Annotated in this window: 12 protein-coding genes; 6 read left to right on the top strand and 6 right to left on the bottom strand. The window is 32.5% G+C overall.

Annotated features, from left to right (window positions below; genetic code table 11):
• The first annotated feature begins 163 nt into the window (after positions 1-163).
• On the top strand, positions 164-2,152 hold the full coding sequence (locus Q0975_RS12665; protein WP_299437162.1) for a polysaccharide lyase family 7 protein: 1,989 nt from the start codon (positions 164-166) through the stop codon (positions 2,150-2,152).
• 299 nt (positions 2,153-2,451) lie between these two features.
• On the top strand, positions 2,452-3,786 hold the full coding sequence (locus Q0975_RS12660) for an RICIN domain-containing protein (RefSeq protein ID WP_299437160.1): 1,335 nt from the start codon (positions 2,452-2,454) through the stop codon (positions 3,784-3,786).
• 102 nt (positions 3,787-3,888) lie between these two features.
• On the opposite strand, the gene Q0975_RS12655 is transcribed toward Q0975_RS12660, so the two are convergent.
• Positions 3,889-4,440 (bottom strand): hypothetical protein, encoded by a 552-nt coding sequence (locus Q0975_RS12655; protein ID WP_299437158.1) that lies wholly within the window; start codon positions 4,438-4,440, stop codon positions 3,889-3,891.
• 214 nt (positions 4,441-4,654) lie between these two features.
• Here Q0975_RS12655 and ychF point away from each other — a divergent pair, with 214 nt between their 5' ends.
• The 3 genes from ychF to Q0975_RS12640 all read left to right on the top strand — a co-directional run bounded on the left by ychF (position 4,655) and on the right by Q0975_RS12640 (position 9,111).
• Entirely contained in the window at positions 4,655-5,749 is a 1,095-nt protein-coding gene (gene ychF, locus Q0975_RS12650) for a redox-regulated ATPase YchF (protein ID WP_299437156.1), read from the top strand.
• A 123-nt stretch (positions 5,750-5,872) separates the two neighbouring features.
• Positions 5,873-6,775 (top strand): DMT family transporter, encoded by a 903-nt coding sequence (locus Q0975_RS12645; RefSeq protein ID WP_299437154.1) that lies wholly within the window; start codon positions 5,873-5,875, stop codon positions 6,773-6,775.
• Positions 6,776-6,921: 146 nt separating this feature from the next.
• Positions 6,922-9,111 carry a response regulator gene (locus tag Q0975_RS12640; RefSeq protein WP_299437152.1) on the top strand — a complete coding sequence of 730 codons (2,190 nt, stop codon included), beginning with the start codon at positions 6,922-6,924 and terminating at the stop codon, positions 9,109-9,111.
• A gap of 55 nt (positions 9,112-9,166) precedes the next feature.
• Here the strand turns inward: Q0975_RS12640 and Q0975_RS12635 are convergent, their stop codons facing one another.
• Together Q0975_RS12635 and Q0975_RS12630 are read right to left on the bottom strand one after the other, a co-directional pair.
• Complete coding sequence (locus tag Q0975_RS12635; RefSeq protein WP_299437150.1) at positions 9,167-11,608, bottom strand: prolyl oligopeptidase family serine peptidase; 2,442 nt, start codon at positions 11,606-11,608, stop codon at positions 9,167-9,169.
• Between the two features lie 107 nt (positions 11,609-11,715).
• Positions 11,716-12,480: an alpha/beta hydrolase gene (locus Q0975_RS12630; protein ID WP_299437148.1), complete on the bottom strand. Its 765-nt coding sequence runs from the start codon at positions 12,478-12,480 to the stop codon at positions 11,716-11,718.
• 125 nt (positions 12,481-12,605) lie between these two features.
• Between Q0975_RS12630 and Q0975_RS12625 the strand changes: the two genes are divergently transcribed.
• The gene (locus tag Q0975_RS12625; RefSeq protein ID WP_299437146.1) at positions 12,606-14,483 is read left to right on the top strand and encodes a peptidase M61; all 1,878 of its coding nucleotides are present in this window, start codon (positions 12,606-12,608) and stop codon (positions 14,481-14,483) included.
• A gap of 66 nt (positions 14,484-14,549) precedes the next feature.
• Here the strand turns inward: Q0975_RS12625 and ppk2 (Q0975_RS12620) are convergent, their stop codons facing one another.
• The 3 genes from ppk2 (Q0975_RS12620) to Q0975_RS12610 form a co-directional block, all read right to left on the bottom strand.
• Complete coding sequence (gene ppk2 / locus Q0975_RS12620) at positions 14,550-15,341, bottom strand: polyphosphate kinase 2 (RefSeq protein WP_299437144.1); 792 nt, start codon at positions 15,339-15,341, stop codon at positions 14,550-14,552.
• A 3-nt stretch (positions 15,342-15,344) separates the two neighbouring features.
• The gene (ppk2, locus tag Q0975_RS12615; protein WP_299437142.1) at positions 15,345-16,190 is read right to left on the bottom strand and encodes a polyphosphate kinase 2; all 846 of its coding nucleotides are present in this window, start codon (positions 16,188-16,190) and stop codon (positions 15,345-15,347) included.
• A gap of 68 nt (positions 16,191-16,258) precedes the next feature.
• Positions 16,259-17,974 carry an NAD(P)/FAD-dependent oxidoreductase gene (locus Q0975_RS12610; protein ID WP_299437140.1) on the bottom strand — a complete coding sequence of 572 codons (1,716 nt, stop codon included), beginning with the start codon at positions 17,972-17,974 and terminating at the stop codon, positions 16,259-16,261.
• Positions 17,975-18,065 lie beyond the last annotated feature (91 nt).

Here is an 18,065-nt window from a genome sequence, read left to right as displayed (position 1 = left end):
TGAGCACCGTTGATTTATAAATATTAAAAATATTTGATAATTTTTTTACGAAAACGTTTGAGTAATGTTAAAAAAGTGGTAATATTGAAAAATTGGTCACCCAATTTAATCAAATCGGTAGTTTAAGAGAAAAACGTTAACATTTTAAAAAAATTACTAACAAATGAAAAAATTACCAGCCGTCAAAAGTAAGTTGTCTTTTTTATCCGTTACTTCAATCTTCTTGTTATTGCTATTTTTTTCAGCTATAAGTTGCACTAATGAGCAAATTGAAGATGAGATTTTAGAAGGGATAAAAGATGATTCTGAAATTAAAGTTTCAGTACCAATTCAAAACCCAGGATTCGAATCCGGAAAAGCAAATTGGGGAAGTACAAGTAATTATTCAATATCTAGTGATGAGCATTCTGGATCCAAAGCAGGAAAAGTAAATAGTTCTTCTGGAAAAGTAGAGCAAATGGTGAGTGTAAGTCAAAACACCGATTATATTCTAAAGGCTTGGGTTAAAGGAAATGGAAAACTCTCTATAGGTGGTCAAATTAATGATTTTAATACCAGTAGCTACGAAGAGATTACTGTGGCATTTAATAGTGGTAGTTCATCGTCAGTAACCATTTTAGGAACTAGAGATAGTGGTGATGTTCGTTTTGATGATTTTACGCTTGATAGTTCTGAATCGGGTGATCCTACCGAATCAGGTCAGATTATACCATTAAGTGTCTCTGCCAACGGAAATCAAACTGGTTATGAACCGGAAAATACAATAGATGGAGAAATTCAAAATACAGAATCAAGATGGTCATCAAATGGATATACCGGTAAGTACATCACATATGATCTAGGTGTTTCAAAAACAATATCAAGTTTAAAAATTGCTTGGTTTAAAGGCGATGAAAGAAGAGCATATTTTAAAATTAGAGTGGGTAATTCAACATCTTCTCTAAGTACTGTATATGACGCAAAAACAAATGGGAGTAGTGGTACTACTGAAGGATTGGAGACCTATAATTTTGATAGTATAGACGCGAGATACGTAAGAATATCTTGTTTTGGTAATTCTAGTAATAGTTGGAATAGTATTATAGAAACAGAAATTTATGGAGTAGGTGGCAACCAAGGAGATACAACTCCTCCTGGAGCTGTTTCTAATTTAAATGCAAGTGCTGGTAACGGTTCAGTGTCTTTAAGTTGGGATAATCCTAATGATTCTGATTTTAGCAATGTGAGTATTACGTATGCAGGTGGAAGTACAACTGCTACAGGTGAAAATAAAACAATAAGTGGTTTAACAAATGGTACGGCTTATACGTTTACTGTGGTAGCTAAGGATGATTCTGGAAATACATCTTCTAGTAAATCGATAACGGCTACTCCGCAAGGTAATACTGGAGGAGGTAATAATCCGTCAGATATTTTATCTAGTCTAGACAAATGGAAAATTACATTCCCACTTGATGAAGATGGAAATGATAGTACAAACGATAGCAAGACTGGTAGTGATTGTAATGATAGGAATAGAAATGCAGAGGAGATACGAGATATTACAGGAGCTATTCCTTCTCCATATTCAGATTATTTTTATGTAGAAGGAGATGAAGTTGTTTTTAAGGCGCATTGTGGTGGAGCAACAACAAGTGGTTCTTCCTATCCAAGATCAGAGTTAAGACAAACTCCTGGTGGTAATGATAACTACTGGAGTATGGATGATTATCAATATTTAGATGTACGAGTTAGAGCTACGCATTTACCAGTGGAAAAACCAGAAGTATCTATGGTACAAATACATGGTCCCCAAGATGAGCCATTACGAGTAGAATATAGAGCAGATGATGAAGGTTTACATGTTGTAATGAATGAGAATAATACTGCGGAGAATGTGCTTCCATACAGTTTAGGAGAACAATTAAGAGTTACAGTAACAGTTAACAATGGTAATATTCGTTGTGTAATCGTAAATGAGAGTAGACCAAACCTAGCCGCTTGGGATGAGAATTGGGACGCAGAAGATTCTACTGGATATTTTAAAGTAGGATGTTATACACAATCTACCATGTTCTTATCAGATTGTAAGGGAAGCGGATATTCTGATGAGTCTCCTAGTGCTTATGGAGAAGTTAGAGTTAAGGATATGACATTAGATGTAACATATTAAAATAAAATATAGCTATAAAGTTCCAAAAAGACTGTCTGAAAAGATGGTCTTTTTTGTAATTATATTTCGTAAGCATTGTTATGGATATGATAATTGATCAAATCTATGAAATTCGTTTAAGTTAAAATTAATGTTAAATATCTAATAATCTGATAATTAATTTTAAAATATTTTACGAAAACGTTTGAGTTGTGTTAATAAATCATTAATATTGCCATAACTAAATTGGTTAACCAATTGTTTTATTGGGTAACCAAACATTTAACACAAATCTTATGAATAATTCAAAATTAACAATTATGAAAACTCATGTAACCCATTGGAAAGGCATATCTCTTCCTTTCTTAACCAAAACGTTCTTGTTATTGAGCTTTATACTTACACTATCCTGTGAGTCAGAAGAGTTTGTAGAACCAACAGAATCTAATTTTGAAGAAGAAACCTTTCAAAAAGCAACTCCAGTTGCAGGTAAAACGTATTATCTACGAAATAAGAAAAGTGGATTACATATGGATGTTCAAAACAAAAGTAATTCGAATGGAGCCAATATTCAACAATGGGGTAATGCCAGTGGTACCCATAGACAATGGCAAGTTATTAGTGTTGGTAACGGTTATTTTAGGCTTAAAGGTATAGATAGTGGTAAGTCAATTACTGTTAAGAATGGAAGTAATAGCAATGGAGCTAATATTGAATCAAGATCTTACAATGGTAGTAGCCATCAAGAATGGCAAATTATAAGTGTAGGTAGTGGATATTATAGGCTGAAATCTAGGGATAGTGGAAAATCTATAGGAGTTGTAGGAGGAAGTACTTCTAATGGAGCAAATGTAGAATCACGTTCATGGAATGGCAATGATAAATTCAGATGGTTTTTTACAGAAGTAGGAGGTACGACACCGCCACCTCCACCACCAGGAGGAACTGCTGCAAGTATTATTGGAAGCGGTTGGAAACTAAATGGTTTTAGTGGTAATCTAAACGTAGGTAGTAATGACAATGGATTGAATTACGCAGATAATGCTAGTACAAATGAAAGTCATTTCTTCTTTGAAAATAATGGGTATGCAACATTTAGATGTTATCCAGGAAACCCAACTTCTGGAGGATCATCCAATCCGAGATCAGAGTTAAGAGAACTAGTGAATGGAGGAAGTAATTATTGGGATGGAACTACTAATACGGAACACTCAATGAAATGGAGATTTAAAATAGAAGACCTTCCACCATCAGGGAAACTATGTTTCGGTCAAATTCATGAAAGAAATGATACTTATGATGATGTTATTCGTGTACAGGTTCAAGGAAGTAGTGGACAAAATTCGGGTGGAGTAGACCTTAGAATTTTAGGCTATGTAACGGAAGAAATAGAAGGTCAAGGAAGAACTATCGATTTTAATATGAATATGGATACTGAGTACTATTTTGAGTTAACGATGAGAAATAGTGTAGTAAGATTGTATGAATTAAATAATAGCGGTAGTAGAGTAAGAACATTGTTTACCTCGGTTGATATCGGGGATGCAGATGAGAATTATTTCAAAGCAGGATCGTATTTACAATCAACGAGCAGCAGCCATTCTAGTTCTAATGTATATGGACAAGTAGCGATTAAAGATCTGAGTGTAAACTAGATTAAAAGGATTATAATTTATTTTAGATAGATTAACTACCACAATAGCCTGATGTATACTATACATCAGGCTATTTTTTTAAATCTTAAAACTTACTATTGATTATTTTAATTTATAAGTAAGAATAACAACGGCGTCAGTTGCAGAGTCATAGGTTTCTAAAATTAAATTTTTGGCTTCATCAAAATGTCCAAGACAATTATCTTTTGATCCCATGTTTACTAAATAATACCCATTAGAAAGAGGTTTAGCTTTAGATATTTTTTCTCCTTTTTCATCAATAAGCGTTAACATATAGCCTGTACCATCAGGGATGCTGCTATATAATTTTTCATTAGAAGTAGTTCCAGAGTTTTTGACAGATACCTTTTGTGGTGTATATACCGCAGTTCTATTAGTTTCGCCATCTTTTTCATCAGGACTTAATTTTACTTCACTTTTTTTGGTAATCACCTGTTGTTGTTTAATTACTTTTTCTTCTCCGTTAGCACCTTTAATTCTAATTATTTTAGTAACTACCTCTTCAGAAGTATTTTCTTTAGCCTTCGTTTCCTCAGCTTTTTCTTTTTCTTCTTTTTTTTCTTCCGATTGCGCATAGTTTATAAAAGCACAAAATAATAACATGATTGTAATTGATTTTTTTAAGGTTTTCATTGGTCTATTTATTTGGTATTGTAAAATTACAAAAAAACTAACGTATCGTTATTAAATCATTATTTGAGTCGGCTTTCATTATACCTGACTATATGAATTTACTGTCAATCATAATCTCTTTACTTTGTATTTGTATACTATGTGTTAATACTGTTATCTTTGCACTCTCAAAAATTTGGAAAAACATCGTTTTTACCCTTATATAAACAAAAATATGAAAGCAGGAATAGTTGGATTACCGAACGTAGGAAAATCTACACTTTTTAATTGTTTGTCCAATGCGAAGGCGCAAAGTGCTAACTTCCCATTTTGTACAATTGAACCTAATATTGGAGTGGTAAATGTACCAGATTCAAGATTAGAGAAACTTGAAGAATTAGTAAATCCTGAGCGTGTATTACCAGCTACTGTAGAGATTGTTGACATTGCTGGATTGGTAAAAGGAGCTAGTAAAGGAGAAGGTTTAGGGAATCAGTTTTTAGGAAATATAAGAGAGACGGATGCTATTATCCATGTGTTACGTTGTTTTGACAATGATAATATTGTACACGTTGATGGTTCTATAGATCCAATTAGAGATAAAGAAACTATTGATATAGAATTACAGTTAAAGGATCTGGAAACTTTGGAAAAAAAGGTTGATAAGATTAAACGTGCTGCAAAAACTGGTAATAAAGAAGCACAGAAAGAAGAGGCAGTATTACTAAAATTAAAAGAAGGATTAGAGGCAGGAATATCAGTTAGAGCAATTGAAGTTTCTGATGATGATCATTTAACGTTTGTAAAACCTTTACAGTTTATTACAGATAAGCCTGTTTTGTATGTTTGTAATGTTGATGAGGACGCAGCTGTAAATGGAAATGATCATGTAAAAAGAGTTAAAGAAGCTGTTGCTTCAGAAAATGCGGAAGTTATTATTTTAGCAGTAGGAACCGAAGCTGATATTACAGAATTAGAAGATTATGAAGAAAGACAGATGTTTCTTCAAGATATGGGATTAGAAGAGCCTGGAGCATCTGTATTGATACGTGCTGCTTATAAGTTGTTAAATCAACAAACGTATTTTACAGCAGGAGTAAAAGAGGTGAGAGCTTGGACAATTCCTATAGGAGCTACAGCACCTCAGGCGGCTGGTGTAATTCATACAGATTTCGAAAAAGGATTTATACGCGCAGAAGTTATAAAGTACGATGATTATGTATCTTATGGTAGCGAAGCTAAAGTAAAAGAAGCAGGAAAGTTAGGAGTAGAAGGTAAAGGATATGTAGTAAGTGATGGAGATGTAATGCATTTCTTGTTCAACGTATAATATAAATAGAAGTTGTTTTTATAGCAAACCTCTTAGATAATTTTCTAAGAGGTTTTTTGTTGGGCATTGTAATTTTTGTTGATTGAGAAAAAGATTAGAAAATATTGCTTTTAATTTTATATAATGCAAAAACCAAAACAAGTCTCCTTAGGAATTATATTAGCAATTGTCGGAGTAATTTTATTTTCAGGAAAAGCAGTTATGGTTAAGATGGCTTATAAGTACGATATAAGTTCTGAGCATCTGTTGTTATTTAGGATGTCTTTCTCTCTCCCTGTTTATTTTGCTATTGCCATATTTAATAGACCATCTAATCCAAAAAGTATTGGAAAAATAGATTATTTGTGGATTGTATTTTTTGGTTTTGTAGGTTATTATTTAGCCAGTTACTTTGATTTTCTTGGATTGCAATATATAAAGGCAGGATTAGAACGAATAATACTGTTTGTGTACCCAACTTTAGTACTTATCATTTCTAGAATATTCTTAAGAAATAAAATATCAAAACAGCAATTGGTTGCTATATGTATTACTTATATAGGAGTGCTAGTTACTTTTTGGCAAGAACTTCAACTGGATACTCCAGGTCTTATTTCTGGAGTATCATTAATTTTTTTAAGCGCACTCACTTATGCAACATATTTGGTGGGAAGCGGTTGGTTAATACCCAAGTTTGGAGTTATTGTTTTTACTTCTTATGCTATGATTGTATCGTCTTTATGTATTATTATTCAATATTTAATTTTTGACAGAGGTAGTTTAACACATTATGCTTCGGAAGTTTATGTTTTAAGTATTCTTATGGCACTTTTTTCTACAATTATACCTTCCTATCTTATTTCTTCGGCAATCTCACGATTAGGAGCTTCTAATGTTGCTATTGTAGGTAGCCTTGGGCCAATATCAACTATAATACTTGCTTTTTTCTTCTTAGGAGAAAGCTTATCTATGATTCAGATAATTGGAGCAGGTATTGTAATTTTAGGTGTCTATGCTATTACAAAAAAGAATAAAAATTCCCATTAATTGACTCGTGAAATTTAAGGTTAACTATAAGAAATTAGATGTTTTCTAGTTTTTTTCAGTACCTTAACGTATAAGATTAATTGTATTCATTGGTGATTTATATCATTACATATGGCAAATATTAAACGGTTTAAAAGCAACATATTTTGAGGAAAATATTACTATTCACATATTTTTTATTCGCTATCCCTTTTCTGATTTATTGTCAGCAAGAATCTAAATTCCCGATTAATGATAGTTTGCAATCTCTGATAGATACGTCCAATAATTTGACATTCGATTATAAAATAAAGGAGTCTTTGGAATATGCAATTATGGCTGCAAATTATGCTCACGAATTGGATAATGATCATTATAAATCTGAAGCCTATTATCTGATGGCGTATAATTATCAAACACTTGTAGATTATGAAAACGCCGAAGAATACTTTAGAAAATCATTAAAATATGCAGAAAAAGCAAATGATTCATTACTAATTTTATGGAATAATAATGGGTTAGGAAATGTATATTCTGATGGTTATAAGGATCTAGAGGCTTCATTAGAATTTTATGGTAAAGCTACCCAATTAGGGAAATTGTTGAATAATTCCAAAGAATACATGACTCCAATAATTAATCTAGCGTGGACGTATATTGATGCGAAGAAGTTTGATGAGGCAATTCCATATATAGAAGAAGCAGGAAAGCTAGTAGTTGAAAATAAAGATATAGAGGGATATTGTGAAGTATATTACCTTAAAGGAAGACTTGCCTTAAGCCAGAATAAATATCCAGAAGCAAATGAGTTTTTTGATGAATCTATTATGATAGCAGATAGACATAACATGTTATTAGAGCTATCTTTTATTTATGAAGCAAGGGCAGAGATGTATGAAAAACAAGGAGACTTAGAAAAAGCTTATAAAGATATTAAACGCTATCAAGAATATAAAGACAAAGTTTATAACAAAGAAAAACTTAAACAAATAGAAATCGCTAGAGTTAGCTTTAATATAGATGAATACAAAAGAGAATTAGAAGTAGCTAAAACGGAACAGGAGTATCAAGCTAAAATGGCAAAGAATAACAGAACTATTAATATAATTTCTGCTGCAGGTTTGATATTTTTATTTGCTACTGCCTTTTTCTTATATATAGGATACAGATCAAAGAAAAAATTGAATGATGTATTAAAAGATAAAAATTTACAGCTTATTGAAGCAAAGTCGGAAGCCGAAAAACTTACACAAGTAAAATCACAATTCATATCCACAGTTAGTCATGAATTGAGAACTCCGCTTTACGGAGTTGTTGGAATAACTTCTTTATTACTTGAGGATGATGATGTGTTAGAAAAACACAGACAGTTATTAGGTTCATTAAAATTTTCTGGAGATTATCTTTTAAACCTAATTAACAATGTCCTTCAGATTAGCAAAATAGAATCTAATAAAGTAAGACTAGCTAAAACTCCTACAAATCTATTTAAACTATCACAGAATTTACTAAATTCATTTGAATACCAAGCTAAAAGCAAAGACAATGAGCTTGTTTTGGAAGTTCCTAACGACTTACCTGGCTCTTTAAATGTAGATTCACTTAGACTATCAGAAATTCTAATAAATCTTATTGGTAATGCATCTAAATTTACTGAAAATGGAAGAATATGGTTGAGAATTAAAATTCTTAAGAAAGAAAATAATACCATTCATATTCGGTATGAGGTGGAGGATAGTGGAGTAGGTATTCCGGATGATAAAAAGGACTTTGTTTTTGAGAAGTTTTCTCAAGTAGATAGAGAGTCTAATACCATAGAAGGTACAGGTCTCGGGCTTTCTATTGTGAAAAATCTTTTGGAAATGATGGATAGTAAGGTATATTTAGAAAGTAATGAAGGAAGAGGAGCAAAATTTTATTTTGACCTAGAATTAGAAATCCTAGAAGAAGGAGAGGAGCAATCTGTTAATGAGCGAAATAATGGAGCAACCAATGTGTATAGAAGAATCTTGGTGGCAGAGGATAATAAAATTAATCAAATAGTAACTAAAAATTTGTTAGGCCTAATCGGGTATGATTGCGTTATAGTAGAAAATGGTTTTAATGCAATACAAATGGTGAAAAAGGAAGATTTTGACTTAATCTTAATGGACCTTAATATGCCTTATCTTAATGGTAATGAAGCAACAAAAAGAATAAGAGAGTTTGATAAAACAACTCCTATTATAGCGCTTACTGCAGCTGAATTAGGAGAGGTACAAGAAGAATGTTTGGCAATTGGGATGAATGATATTATAAATAAACCATTAAATAAAAACGACCTTAGAGATATCATTTCTAAAAATTTGTTGCCTTAATTGAATTTAATAAAATGGTGTCAGAAAAAAGCTTTTCTGACACCATTTTATTTAGTTAATTCGTTCCTTCAGATATTGGTGCTTTTCTGTTTTTAACATATTTTTCAAGCCATTCATCTTGTTCCCATAGAAGGTGAAGAATAGATTCTTTTGCTCTATATCCATGACTTTCTTTGGGTAACATAATTAGTCTAGCTGTTGCTCCAAGGCCTTTTAATGCATTAAAATAACGTTCACTCTGTAATGGATAGGTACCCGAATTATTATCTGCTTTTCCATGAATAAGTAGTAAAGGAGTCTTCATTTTATCTGCATGCATAAATGGTGACATGGTATTGTAAACATCAGGAGCTTCCCAATAACTTCGTTCTTCACTTTGGAAACCAAAAGGAGTCAAAGTTCTATTGTAGGCACCACTTCTAGCAATTCCTGCAGCAAAAAGATTAGAGTGCGATAGTAAATTAGCAGTCATAAAAGCTCCATATGAATGCCCTCCAACAGCTACTCGATTTCTATCAATATACCCCAAATTATCAACTGCATCAATTGCAGCTTTTGCATTTGCGACTAATTGTTTTCTGAAAGAATCATTAGGTTCTTCCTCACCTTCTCCTACAATAGGAAAAGAAGCGTCATCTAATACTACGTAACCTCTAGTCACCCAATAAATCATAGAACCCCAAAATGGATACGTAAACTCATTAGGATTAGATGTGGATTGAGAGGCGCTTTTTTTGTCTTTAAATTCTTCAGGATAAGCCCATAGAATCATTGGCATTTTCTCCTTTTTTTCTTTATCATATCCAATAGGTAAATATAAAGTTCCAGATAGTTCTAGTCCATCTTCTCTTTTATATTTAATTACTTCTTTATGAACATCCTGGATTGCTAAAAACGGATTTTTGAAATCAGTAATTTGCTTTATTTCATTTTTCGAATTTATGTTTCTAATATAGAAGTTAGGATATTCGCTGGGAGATTCAATTCCTACAAGAAATTCTCCTTTTTCTATATTAGTAGCAAAATAAATATTTTCTACTTTATCAGTATATGAAGATTGATATACCCTTTTTGTTTTATTGCTTTTTAAGTTGAGTTGGTCTATAAAAGGAAATTGTCCTTCTTTGCTGTAGCCATCTCCTGTTAGATATACATTTCCTTTATTAATATTTACTACGGATCTTCCAAATTCATTTCTTGCACTTACAAAATTTCCTGGATCATTATATCGATCTTGATAATTTCGATCGTGTATAATTTGTGGTGTTTCAGAAGCTTTATTTGGATTAAAGACATACGTTTTTGTATTTCTGGTGTTCCACCAATAATCATATGCAAAAGCCGTTTCTTTATCGTTACTCCATTGTATACTGCTATATCGATTAATTGTTTTTAGTATTGATTTAGGTGTGCCATCAAAAGGAGCATCTAATTGAAAAACCTCGTCACGATATTCAACTTCAATATCAGGATCCCCTTTATCTAAAGCTTCGGCCCAAATAAAAGTTGAAGGTTTATCAGATCTCCAGCTAATAGATCTTTTGCCCATTCTTGTTGCCATAAAGCCTTTAGGTCGTACTTCATCAATTGGAACTTTGTTAATTGTTTTAAAGAGCTCTCCCGAACTTTTATAAACAGTAGTTTCTTGTGGAAAACGATAATAAGGCACTAGATAAGAAAATGGCTTTTTAATTTCAGTTACCATAACATAATTACCATCCGGTGAAAAAGAATAATTACGTATCATTCCAGTCTTTGACCAAGATTTTTTGGAACCATCAAGATTTACTTTAAAAATTTCTGAAGTAGCTAATTGCTCAAAATTATATTCATCATTTGGATTTTTTAACAGATCTTGATACGTTCTATTCTGCGCCTTTGTTCCTTCGCTAATAGAAATAGTAGGTCCAGAAGGAATCGCTTCATCTACATTAATTAAAGCCTTTTTGTTGGTAGACAAAAACTTCACCAATAAAGCAGAGTTATCTTTGAACCATCTAAAAGGAGACCCCATATTAGCATTTAAAGTGGCATCTGTAATTTTATTAACGTTATTGTTTTTGATATCTAAAACCCATAATTCAACTCCATTAATTGTTGTATTGGTAAATGCAGCTTTTGTTTGATCAGGTGACCAGGATATATTAGCTATTCTTGGGTTTTCAGGAAGTCCTTTTATTTGTATGGGAACACCATCAGTTTTCTTTAATTTAATATTATTATAGTAGTTGGTACGACTCGAAATATTGGTTTTTGGATTAATTCGTAATCCAGCTAACCTCATTTCTTTTTCTGATAATTCTGTAATAGTCTTATAGCCATCTCGATACAGGAAAATCATATGTTCTCCTTTTTGATCAATCCGTATAGATGGTGCAAGAGGTACATCTACTAAATCTAAGATTTCTTTTACGGGTTTTTGGTATTCTAAATTTTCTTGAGCGTGTAAAACTGAACCTAAAAACAGTACGATTAATAACGATTTGACGAATTTCATGATGTGAGTAATTAATTAAGATTTTAAGTGATTTAAAATCAAAAATAGCTATTTAACTCTTCAGAAATTTGATTTCATATGTTTTTCGGAATAGTACTACCAAAAATTTATAAATTTAGGGTAAAATTTCTCGTTTTCTCGATTACAATTTCGGTCGCTTCTTTATGAGGAGTATGCCCAATGTTTGGTATTATTAGAGATTCAGAGATCCCGGATGTTTTCTGAAGAATACTTGTAACCTGATCTAAAGTACCATATTCGTCATTTTCTCCTTGAATTATAAGAGAAGGACATTGTATTCCTGATAGGTAGTGTTCTATGTTCCATTCTGAAAATGAAGGAGAAAGCCAAGTTTCTGTCCACATTTTGAATACGTTTTCAGTATTTTTATAGTGATACTTGGTCAACTTTTCTTTTAAGTTGGTTGTTTTATATGCAGTTTGTGCATCTCTTATTCCTTGTAGAGTTTCATTTTCTACAAAAACGTGTGCTCCTTCCGTAATAATCCCTTTTATTTTATTTGGGTATAAAGAAGCAGCAAGTAAGGCAATGCTTCCACCGTCACTATGACCAAAAAGTATTACTTCTTTTAATCCAAGTTGATCAATTAGTTTAGCTAATACATCCGCTTCTTTTTTTAGATATTCTTTATCTCTTTTTGATTCAGAAAAGCCATCAGATTTACCATAACCTTGACGATCATAAGAAAGTACGTTGCAGTTGGTTGCTTCACTTATTCTTCTTGGAAAATCTCTCCAAAGCTCTATGGATCCTAAAGAATCGTGTAAAAATATGATGGTTGTTTTTAAAGAATCAAACGATTCTGGATCAACCGATAGTCGTATTCGATGTGTATCAATTAAAATATCCAAAGTGATATGTATAGGTAAATAATTACCAAAAATAGGTTAAAGTCTATACAAATTATATATTTTGCGCGACCAAAGTTGTAACACCCACTAATTTTTTGCGTCTAGCATAATAAAGAATTGAATACATGAAAAATATATTAATCACACTATCTATTGGTCTTGTACTAATTGGATGTGGATCCGTTAATCAAGGAAATGACATTGCTTCTAAAACACCAATCGCTACAAAAGTAGATTTAACACAAATTACAGATGATAAAGTACCAGTGGTTATCAATCCAGGACGTTTTATTCAGGATACTGTAAAATACTTTCTACCAAAAGTAGTGCAAGGAACATATGCAGTTAGTGATTTTGGAAAGTTTGTAGATGGTTTTAGAGCGCTGGATTATAATGGTGCAGAATTAGCAACAGAAAAAATTGATACCAATACCTGGTTAATTACCAATGCTAAGCAATTAGATAAAATTGTATATCTGGTAAATGACACCTATGATATAGAGAATACAGGTGTAGGAACACCTTTTTCTCCTTCAGGAACGAATATAGAGAAAGATAATTTTGTGCTAAACTTACATGGATTTATTGGTTATTTTGATGTATTGAAAAATAATCAATATGCAGTAGAAGTGAAAGCACCAACGGATATGCAAAGAACTTCTGCTTTGCAGAATGTAGGTTCCGAAAAAAATGAAGATGGAACAATTACTACAGATAAGTATTTTGCTGCCAGATATTTTGATGTTACTGACAATCCAATGATGTATGGTAAATTAGATGTAGAAGAGTTTGAAGTAGGAGGGATCAAAATCGTTTTAAGCGTTTATTCACCTAATAAAACGTATACTGCTGCAGGAATTAAGGAGACTGTTTTTAAAATGATGAAGGCTCAAAAAAAGTATTTAGGAGATATAGATAGTACTCCTAGATACGATATCTATTTATATTTGGCACCTCAATCACAAACAGCGCCGACAGGTTTCGGAGCACTAGAGCATCATACATCTACGGTAGTAGTTTTACCTGAAGCGATACCAGAAGATGCGTTAGCGTCAGCAATGATTGATGTAGTGTCTCATGAGTTTTTTCATATTGTTACTCCATTAAGTGTGCATTCAGGAGATGTACATTATTTTGATTATAATAACCCAACTTTCTCTAAGCATTTATGGATGTATGAAGGAGTTACGGAGTATTTTGCCAGTGTTTTTCAGATCAATCAGGATCTTGTAGGAGAAGAAGAGTTTTATACAAAAATGATGGGTAAAATTGAATCTGCAAGTATGTTTGATGATGCTATGAGTTTTACAGTAATGAGTGAAAACATTCTTAATGAACCATATGCTAAAAATTATGCGAATGTATACGAGAAAGGAGCATTGATTGGTATGTGTATTGATATATTAATGAGAGAAGAGAGCGATGGAAATCGAGGAATTTTATCTTTAATGAAAGAGTTATCATTAAAATATGGAAAAAATAAACCATTTGAAGACGATAAAATTATTGAAGAAATTGTTTCTATGACCTATCCTTCTATAGGAGAGTTCTTGAAAACTAATGTGGAGGGCAATACACCTATCGACTATAATAAATTCTTTGAAAAAGTGGGACTTTCTGTAGGTACTAAAAATATTGAAACTGATTACGTAAGAAATGGTAGTGCAATTATTGTTGGAGGTGATCAAGATAAAGGAACTATTTTCTTTACAGAATTAGTAAGCGAGAATAGTTTTTGGGCAGATAATGGAGTACAAGCGTTTGATGTAATAAAAGAAGTTAACGGAACACAGTTAACGTTATTAAATGCCAATTCTGTATTACAAGGTACGCTTCAGTGGCAGGAAGGTGATGATGTAGAAGTTAAATTAGATAGAGCAGGAGAAGAGGTAATAATAAAGACAAAACTAACTAAATCCTATACTAAAGGAAAGTCTTTAAGTGATGTTGAAAATCCAACAAAAGAACAATTAACACTAAGAAATGCTTGGTTAAAAGGATAGTTCAAAAAAACATAACACTATAAAAACAAAAACGGGTCATTTAGACCCGTTTTTGTTTTTATAGTGTTATTTATAAGGGATTTTGTCTAAAACATGTTGAATCGCTTCAATTCTTGCTTTCGTTTTTCTATCGGCCTCAATAATAATCCAGGGAGATTTTTTTGTATTCGTATGCTCGAACATTTTTACCTTATACTTGGTGTACTCATCCCATAACTCTTGCGCACTTTCATCTACTCTGGTCATTTTCCATCTTTTAAGAGGACTCGTTTTTATATCCTTAAATCTACGTGCCTGTTCTTCTTTGGTAATGGAAAAATAGAATTTAATGAGATAAGTATCAGATTCTAATAACATCCTTTCGAAATCATTTACCTGCCCTATAAAAGTTTCATATTGCTGTTGTGTGCAAAAATTATTGACAGGTTCCACAACTGCTCGATTATACCAGCTACGGTCAAAAAAAACGATTTCTCCGGGCTGAGGAAATTGATTGACATATCGCTGAAAATACCATTGTCCTTCTTCTTCTTTTGAAGGTTTAGGTAATGCAATTATACGGAATTGCCTTGGATTTATATGAGCAGTTATTCTCCTTATTGCGCCTCCTTTTCCAGCGGCATCGCGACCTTCAAAAAGTATGATAATCTTCTTTCCTTTTTTTACAGTCCATTCTTGTAGTTTTATTAGTTCTACTTGTAATTCTTTTAACTCCGTTTCATACTGAGCCATCCGAATTATCTTTTGTAAATCAATTTTTTTATCTATAAATAGATACTTCAGACCAACACGAGAGTTTAGGAGTGTTAAGTTTTCTTCAGAAAGATCTATTTGTTTTGCTTTTTGAGTTTCGGACATGTCTTAAATATCTATCTGTTCAATAAATCTATAATATCGTAAAATGACATTTGGATCGGGTATGATTGTTGTTTTTGCTTTCGATCTGCCTATATAGTCAAATTGAGAAAGTACATATCGCATACTTTCTAGTCTGGCGGTTTTTTTATTATTCGTTTTAACGATAACCCAAGGACTAAACGTAGTATGAGTTTTAGAGAACATTTGTTCTTTATAATGGCTGTATTTATTCCACAATTTTTGCCCTTCCATATCCACAGGACTAAATTTCCATATTTTAAGCGGGTTTTTTAATCTGGCATCAAAACGTTTTTTCTGTTCTTCTTTAGAGATAGAGAACCAGAATTTTATAACAATAATGCCATCTTCATAAAGCATATGTTCAAATTCCGGTACTTGTACCATAAATTTTTTATACTGCTTGTTATTGCAAAAACCCATTACGGGCTCTACTACAGCGCGATTGTACCAACTACGATCAAAAAAAACGATTTCACCTGGATTTGGTAATTCTTTAATATATCTTCTAAAATACCATTGTCCTATTTCTATTTCGGTAGGTTTTGCTAATGCTACTATTCTCATAGAGCGAGGATTAAGATGTTCTGTAAAACGCTTTATAGAGCCTCCTTTTCCGGCTGCATCACGACCTTCAAAAATCACAGCTACTCGTAATTTTTTTTTAGCGATCCAATTTTGAAAATTCACTAATTCTGCTTGTAAGAATCTAAGTTCTTCCTCATATCTAATTTTAGCCAATATTTTATTTATATCAATATTTTTTTGATGGGCTAAATCGATAAGTTGTTTCCGTTTTTGGACGTTGTTTAATTCTTCAATTGTGAACATATGATAACCAAAGTTTGTTTTTGGTGAGGTAGCGTTATAAAGATAAGAAGAATATTTGTTAACTTCTACTATTCTATTTCCGGAAATCCACTAACACCAGCTGCTAAGCGATCTTTTTTTACCTGAATCTTTTTGCGCATCCAATCAGGATATTCAGAATCATCTTCAGCTTCATAAATACGAATACTTTGAGAATCATCAGGCTGTATAAGATCTTCCTGTCTACATTTCAGGATTTTGGCAGCAGTTTCTGCACCAGAATAACCTGCTCCTGCTACTCCGTGAGATAATACGCTAGCACCACATAAATGCAGGTTTTCGATTTCGCTTTTTGATTTATACGCAAAAGGTCCAATTTGCCAGAAACTTTTTTCCGTTCCATAGACACAACCGTTAGTAGAGTTAATGTAGTACTCGTTGGTTATAGGTGTCCCTAGTTCTTTTTGTACAATGTTGTCTCTGATTCCTGGAATAACTCCTTCTAATGTGCGAATCATTTTTTTTGTGAGCTGATCCTTAAAAGATAAATAGGTTTCAGAACGTCTATCATTTTCATTTTTAAACGCATTAAAGGATTCATGATTGATATAAGTAATGGCTTCTATCGTATGGTATCTGCCATCAAAACTTATAGGATCCTTTAGGGTTGTACAACTTATAAACATTCCTGGAAATGTATCTCCTTCTAAAAGATCTATTTTTTGTGTTTCTTCAAATACCGTGTCGAGATCTTCGTTTTCCATCATCCAGATATTACCAGAATCTAAACCAGCTTTACGAACATCCATATCTACGGTAAGGAAAAGCATTAGGGAAGTACAAGAGTATTTTGTTTTATTAAGACGCTTACTTAGTTTTTTACTGATATTGTTTCTTCCTACTAAATCAAGAAAAGTTTTAGCAGGATCTGCATTAGAAATAATTCTGTCGGCAAAAATATTTTCGCCATTTTCTAATTGTACTCCAATAGCTTTCTTTTTCTTATCTCCTTCAAGTAAAATTCGTTTTACTTTTTGACTAGTTCTTATTTCTCCTTTATGTTTTTTAATAGCATTGGTCATAGCTTTTACCAATGCTCCACCGCCACCAATAGGATAGTAACCTCCACTAGAATAATGGCCCATAACAGCAGCGTGTAGCGGAAAACTAGCTTTAGAAGGTGGTAAACCATGATCTCCAATTTGTATATTTAGAACGGCTTTAAGTAAAGGACTCTTAATATGTTTTTTTATTACTTTTCTTAAACTGAACACACTGTATTTACCCATATTCTTAGTACGAAAAGGTATCGTAAGATGTGCCCAAAACCCTTTTACTTTGGGGATTAATTGTAGCTCATAGCAAACATCACTAACAAGCTTCAAATAATTGGTAATTCCCTTTTTTTCTTCAGGAAAGCGTTTAGCTAGTACTTCTTTTATGTTTTCATATCCAGCAGGCATATCGATACGTTCATCACCGATCCAGCAGTGCTCATAAGCTTTAGGATTCATTCTGAAAAAAGAAATATCATTAGCAATACCAAGTCCTTCATAAAGCGTACTAGTGGACTCTCCTTTATTTAGCAAACCTACATAATGAACTCCAGGTGTAAAACGATAACCATTAAGATAAAAACTATGACACCATCCTCCAGGAACATCGTGCTGTTCTAGCACCAAGACCTTTTGACCAGAACGAGCCAAACAAATTGCAGCAGAGAGCCCTCCTGCACCTGAACCAATGATAATAGTATCGTACTCTTTATTTGTGGCAGAGACTTCTCCATAGTTTTCTTTTTCCATAAACCTTAATACCTGTTGTTAAACCTTATTTTTCTTTAGCGATTTTTGTTAAAGGTATCGTTTTTTTGGAATAGTGAAAAAGTAGTTTACT

The sequence above is a fragment of the uncultured Aquimarina sp. genome (assembly GCF_947500065.1).
In the GTDB taxonomy this organism is placed as follows: Bacteria; Bacteroidota; Bacteroidia; order Flavobacteriales; family Flavobacteriaceae; genus Aquimarina.
Note: the sequence above shows the minus strand (reverse complement) of the source record. Positions and strands in the feature narration are given on the sequence as shown.

What these genes read in the sequence shown, in the direction of transcription:
- Q0975_RS12665 (WP_299437162.1), top strand. Translation starts at nt 164, where the DNA reads ATGAAAAAATTACCAGCCGTCAAAAGTAAGTTGTCTTTTTTATCCGTT.
- Q0975_RS12660 (WP_299437160.1), top strand. Translation starts at nt 2,452, where the DNA reads ATGAAAACTCATGTAACCCATTGGAAAGGCATATCTCTTCCTTTCTTA.
- Q0975_RS12655 (WP_299437158.1), bottom strand. Translation starts at nt 4,440, where the DNA reads ATGAAAACCTTAAAAAAATCAATTACAATCATGTTATTATTTTGTGCT.
- ychF (WP_299437156.1), top strand. Translation starts at nt 4,655, where the DNA reads ATGAAAGCAGGAATAGTTGGATTACCGAACGTAGGAAAATCTACACTT.
- Q0975_RS12645 (WP_299437154.1), top strand. Translation starts at nt 5,873, where the DNA reads ATGCAAAAACCAAAACAAGTCTCCTTAGGAATTATATTAGCAATTGTC.
- Q0975_RS12635 (WP_299437150.1), bottom strand. Translation starts at nt 11,608, where the DNA reads ATGAAATTCGTCAAATCGTTATTAATCGTACTGTTTTTAGGTTCAGTT.
- Q0975_RS12625 (WP_299437146.1), top strand. Translation starts at nt 12,606, where the DNA reads ATGAAAAATATATTAATCACACTATCTATTGGTCTTGTACTAATTGGA.
- ppk2 (WP_299437144.1), bottom strand. Translation starts at nt 15,341, where the DNA reads ATGTCCGAAACTCAAAAAGCAAAACAAATAGATCTTTCTGAAGAAAAC.
- ppk2 (WP_299437142.1), bottom strand. Translation starts at nt 16,190, where the DNA reads ATGTTCACAATTGAAGAATTAAACAACGTCCAAAAACGGAAACAACTT.
- Q0975_RS12610 (WP_299437140.1), bottom strand. Translation starts at nt 17,974, where the DNA reads ATGGAAAAAGAAAACTATGGAGAAGTCTCTGCCACAAATAAAGAGTAC.